A 4,754-nucleotide genomic window follows, 5' to 3' on the forward strand; every position below is an offset into this window, starting at 1 on the left:
GCCGCCCGTTATCGCGATCAAATTCAAGCACTCGGCATCATGCAGAGTAATCAGGTTATCGACAGGAAAAATCCGAACAATCCCAACGATATTGATTTGCTCGCGCTGGCGGTTTCAGACGGCCTGGTTTGCGTACACTGGGTCAGCATCCGAGGTGGACGGCACGTCGGCGATAAAAGTTTTTTCCCCGACACCAAAAACGATCCCGAGCCAAACGGGCAAGATTACGCCGAAGCCTTTGTCGCCCAACACTATCTAGGCAAAAGTAAACCTGACATCATCATCAGCAACTTTCCCGTTCCCGATGCGCTGAAAGAGGCCTTGGAAGGCGAACACGGCAAGCAGATACAATTTGTCACCAAGACCATAGGCGAACGCAAAGTCTGGTTGAAAATGGCGGAACAAAACGCACAAATGGCGATTGCCCAACGCCGCCTGCAACAAAGCAGCCAGCAACACCGTATTGATGAACTGGCCAAAATCCTCGGCATGGATTCAGACGGCCTCAACCGCCTTGAATGTTTCGATATCAGCCACACGCAAGGCGAGGCCACTATTGCGTCCTGCGTTGTGTACGATGAGCAAAACATCCAGCCTTCGCAATACCACCGCTACAACATCACGACCGCCAAGCCCGGCGACGACTACGCCGCCATGCGCGAAGTGTTGACGCGCCGTTACGGCAAAATGCAGGAAGCCGAAGCCAACGGCGAAAGCGTCAAATGGCCGGATGTCGTGTTGATTGACGGCGGCAAAGGGCAAATCGGCGTAGCCGTATCGGTATGGGAAGAACTCGGGCTGCACATTCCTTTGGTCGGTATCGCCAAAGGCCCTGAGCGCAAAGCCGGCATGGAAGAACTCATACTGCCTTTTACCGGCGAAGTCTTCCGCCTGCCGCCCAATAGCCCGGCCTTGCATCTATTGCAAACCGTACGCGATGAGTCGCACCGCTTTGCGATTACAGGCCACCGCAAAAAACGCGACAAAGCGCGCGTTACTTCCTCACTCAGCGAAATCCCCGGTATCGGCAGCAAACGTCGCCAAGCATTGCTTACCCGATTCGGCGGTCTGCGCGGCGTGATTGCGGCCAGCCGCGAGGACTTGGAAAAAGTTGAAGGTATCAGCAAAGCATTGGCGGAAACCATCTACGAGCATCTGCACTGATTGGCTTGAAGAACAAAAAGGAACAATATGAAATCTGTCATCATCAAAAATATCGAGATCGGCAAAGGCCTGCCTAAAATTGCAGTGCCGCTGGTGGCCGCCAATACGCAGGAATTGAAGCAGGCTTTGCGCGTATTGAAAGATACGGCTTTTGACATTATTGAATTTCGTGCAGATTTTTTTCAAGCTGCGCTTGATGCCGATTTTATTGCCGAACAATTAGGCATTGCTCGACAGGCTTTTCCTGACAAGCCCTTGCTATTTACGTTTAGAAGGGCGCAAGAGGGCGGCAATACGCCTTGTTCGGACGACTATTATTTTAAATTATTGGAAAAAATTATCCGGTCCAAACAAGCTGATATGATCGACATTGAGCTTTTTGCCGAGGAAAATGGCGTAAAACAAACCATAGCTTTGGCACATGAACATCAAACTGCCGCCTTGCTTTGCAATCACGATTTTCAAGCCACGCCGTCTTTGGTAGATATTACAGGCCGTCTGAAAACAATGGCCGAGTGGGGCGCGGATATCTGCAAAATTGCCGTGATGCCGCAATCGTCGCAAGATGTATTGACCTTATTACAGGCAACATATGATGTTTCACAAATTATCGACCGCCCGATTATTACTATGTCTATGGGTAAAATCGGAGCCGTCAGCCGCTTGGCCGGCTCGACTTTCGGCTCGGCCGTTACCTTTGGTGCGGCACAAAAAACGTCTGCCCCCGGCCAAATTGATGCCAACGAATTAAGGAAAATCTTGGCAATTTTGGGATAGTTTAATTATTAATATTCAAGGCCGTCTGAAAAATATTTTTCAGACGGCCTGATTTTTTAAATTTATTTCTTTTAATTTTAAATAAAATAGGTAACAATGGGTTTCCTATTTTAATAACCAGAGGAGAAATAAAATGACTACTACTAAAGAAAACCTAGCGAACCCAGGTCCAGTAGGCCTGTGTGGCTTTGCATTGACAACTTGGTTGCTCAGTATGATTAACGGCGGCTTTTTTACTGCTCAAGAGGGTGTCGGCTTAGTTTTGGGCATGGCTCTCGCCTTTGGTGGTATCGCCCAAGTTATTGCTGGTATGTTTGAGTTCAAGAAAGGCAATACGTTTGGCTTTACCGCTTTTATCAGCTATGGCGCATTCTGGTGGACATGGGCTTTGTTTACCATCTTTTTTAAAGGTGAAACAGCCCCGGCATTTATCGGTTGGTATCTCTGCACATGGGGTATGTTTTCGCTAATGATGTTTGTGGCCACCTTGACCAAGCCTAAAGTATTGAGCGGTATTTTCTTTTGCTTGACACTGACTTTCTTTGCACTGGGTATTGGCGATGGCATGGAAAATCATAGCATTGTCCATATCGGCGGTTGCTTAGGCTTGGTAACTGCACTTGGTGCGTTCTACTTGGCAGCGGCAGAGGTCATCAACGAATCTTTCGGCAAGACGGTTTTGCCGATTGGCGAACGTAAATAAGGTTGCTTAAACAAAATGCCGTCTGAACGGTGGAAATGAAATCAAAGATTTCGGCCACAATGTTCAGACGGCATTTTTTATTTGTCTTCAAATAAATCGACATCAAATAAATCCGGCTCTTTGATGCGCTCCCGACAATCAAGCTTGATGTCTTCAGTAACCCGGCAGCAGCACGGCAAAATTTCTCCGGGCGCGACAAAAGCGAGCGGAAAATTATCATAAGAGACTTTTCCATCCAAGATTTTAACCCGGCATGAACCGCAATAACCGCTGCGACATTGGTATTCAACCTCATGTCCGGTGCGCTCCAAGCCCTCCAATAAGGTTTCGCCTTGTTGGAGTTGGAAGGTTTTGTCGTGTGTGCTAATGAGTGCCATGTGTGTTTTAGGGCATAGAGGCCGTCTGAACAATGTTTCAGACGGCCTTAAATATATAAATTCAAATAATCAAGCCTTTTTCCCACAAGGTCAAAACGACATGAAGCTGGCTGTTATATTTTTTTTCATTACCCACAATTTCGCGCCAGAAAACGGATTTTTTCTGATTTGCCCATTCGGGATCATTTTTTAAAAGGCTGACCGCTGCAACGGCATATTCTCCGTTTTTGGAATGTTTGGTTTTGACTTTTTCCGGGTTGATTCCTTTAACCAACCCCGCACGACACAATCCCAAAAATGCATTCTTTGGGCATCCTTTTTTTCTAATTGACTCCTTGATGGGAAATGATGCCGCAATCTCTATCCAAGCTTGTTCCATATCTTCATATTTAGAATATGATTCAGCTGCTTTTACCGCAATGTCGCCATAAATCTTCATTTTTGGTTATACCTTGAGGATTGAAAAGAGATTTTCAGACGGCCGGTTACGCCCAAAGGCCGTCTGAAACGCGGTTTACAGCTCGAAATCGCCCAAATCGTCCGCGCTGACTTCCGAATCAATCTGACCGATTAAGTAAGAAGAAATTTCCACTTCCTGCGGCGCAACCTGTACATTGTCAGAAGACAGCCATGCGTTTATCCAAGGAATCGGATTTTGGGTCGCACCTTCAAATCCGGCAGGAAGGCCAACCGCCTGCATACGCAGATTGGTAATGTATTCAACGTATTGAGCCAGAATTTCCTTGTTCAGGCCAATCATTGAGCCGTCTTTAAACAGATAGGCCGCCCATTCTTTTTCCTGCTCGGCTGCTTTTTTGAAGAGGTTGAAACACTCGTCCTGCAATTCATTTGCAATTTCAGCCATTTCAGGATCATCGGCACCGGCACGCATCAGGTTGAGCATATGCTGGGTGCTGGTCAGGTGCAGGGCTTCGTCACGGGCAATCAGTTTGATGATTTTGGCGTTGCCTTCCATCAATTCGCGCTCGGCAAAGGCGAAAGAGCAGGCGAATGAAACGTAGAAGCGGATGGCTTCCAATACGTTGACGCACATCAGGCAGAGATAGAGCTTTTTCTTCAATTCACGCAAAGACACGGTCACGAGCTTGCCGCCGACATTGTGCGAACCTTCGCCCAACAGATTGTAATACTGAGTGTATTCAATCAAATCATCGTAATAGCAGGCAATGTCTTCAGCACGGGCGATAATGTATTTGTTTTGCACAATATCATCGAACACGACTGAAGGATCATTCACGATATTGCGGATGATATGAGTATAGCTGCGTGAGTGGATGGTTTCGCTGAAGCTCCACGTTTCAATCCAAGTTTCCAGCTCGGGAATCGACACCAAAGGCAAGAACGCAACATTCGGGCTGCGGCCTTGGATAGAATCGAGCAGGGTTTGGTATTTCAGATTGCTGATGAAAATATGTTTTTCATGTTCGGGCAGATTGGCGTAGTCGATACGGTCGCGCGACACGTCGATTTCTTCCGGACGCCAGAAGAAAGACAATTGTTTTTCAATCAGTTTTTCAAATACTTCGTATTTCTGCTGGTCATAACGGGCGACATTTACCGGCTGACCAAAAAACATCGGCTCTTTCAGCGCGTCGTTTTTGGTTTTGGAAAAGGTGCTGTATGACATGACGAGGGGTTCGCAGGACATGGCGGGTTTCTCAGGTTGATTTAAATCTAAAAGGAGGATAGGCGGCTTCTAGGCTATGCGGAGG

Annotated in this window: 6 protein-coding genes; 3 read left to right on the top strand and 3 right to left on the bottom strand. The window is 47.3% G+C overall.

Translation table 11 applies throughout. The annotated features are described in order from the left end of the window. The 3 genes from Q1M25_RS08200 to Q1M25_RS08210 all read left to right on the top strand — a co-directional run. Nucleotides 1-1,164, top strand: a 1,164-nt coding sequence (locus Q1M25_RS08200) for an excinuclease ABC subunit UvrC (protein WP_300483777.1), incomplete at its 5' end; no start/stop codon positions are given. 27 nt (nucleotides 1,165-1,191) lie between these two features. After that, nucleotides 1,192-1,941, top strand: coding sequence for a type I 3-dehydroquinate dehydratase (gene aroD / locus Q1M25_RS08205; RefSeq protein WP_150537826.1), 750 nt, complete (start codon nucleotides 1,192-1,194; stop codon nucleotides 1,939-1,941). Between the two features lie 133 nt (nucleotides 1,942-2,074). Next, nucleotides 2,075-2,644: an acetate uptake transporter gene (locus Q1M25_RS08210; RefSeq protein WP_300483780.1), complete on the top strand. Its 570-nt coding sequence runs from the start codon at nucleotides 2,075-2,077 to the stop codon at nucleotides 2,642-2,644. 77 nt (nucleotides 2,645-2,721) lie between these two features. Here Q1M25_RS08210 and yfaE read toward each other — a convergent pair whose 3' ends face one another. The 3 genes from yfaE to nrdB all read right to left on the bottom strand — a co-directional run bounded on the left by yfaE (nucleotide 2,722) and on the right by nrdB (nucleotide 4,669). After that, the gene (gene yfaE, locus Q1M25_RS08215; RefSeq protein ID WP_003686421.1) at nucleotides 2,722-3,021 is read right to left on the bottom strand and encodes a class I ribonucleotide reductase maintenance protein YfaE; all 300 of its coding nucleotides are present in this window, start codon (nucleotides 3,019-3,021) and stop codon (nucleotides 2,722-2,724) included. Nucleotides 3,022-3,082: 61 nt separating this feature from the next. Then, entirely contained in the window at nucleotides 3,083-3,460 is a 378-nt protein-coding gene (locus Q1M25_RS08220) for a hypothetical protein (protein WP_150537828.1), read from the bottom strand. A 75-nt stretch (nucleotides 3,461-3,535) separates the two neighbouring features. Then, nucleotides 3,536-4,669, bottom strand: a complete 1,134-nt coding sequence (gene nrdB, locus Q1M25_RS08225) for a class Ia ribonucleoside-diphosphate reductase subunit beta (RefSeq protein ID WP_036490932.1) — start codon at nucleotides 4,667-4,669, stop codon at nucleotides 3,536-3,538. Between the last annotated feature and the right edge of the window lie 85 nt (nucleotides 4,670-4,754).

The sequence above is a fragment of the uncultured Neisseria sp. genome (genome assembly GCF_951230505.1).
Classification (GTDB): Bacteria; Pseudomonadota; Gammaproteobacteria; order Burkholderiales; family Neisseriaceae; genus Neisseria.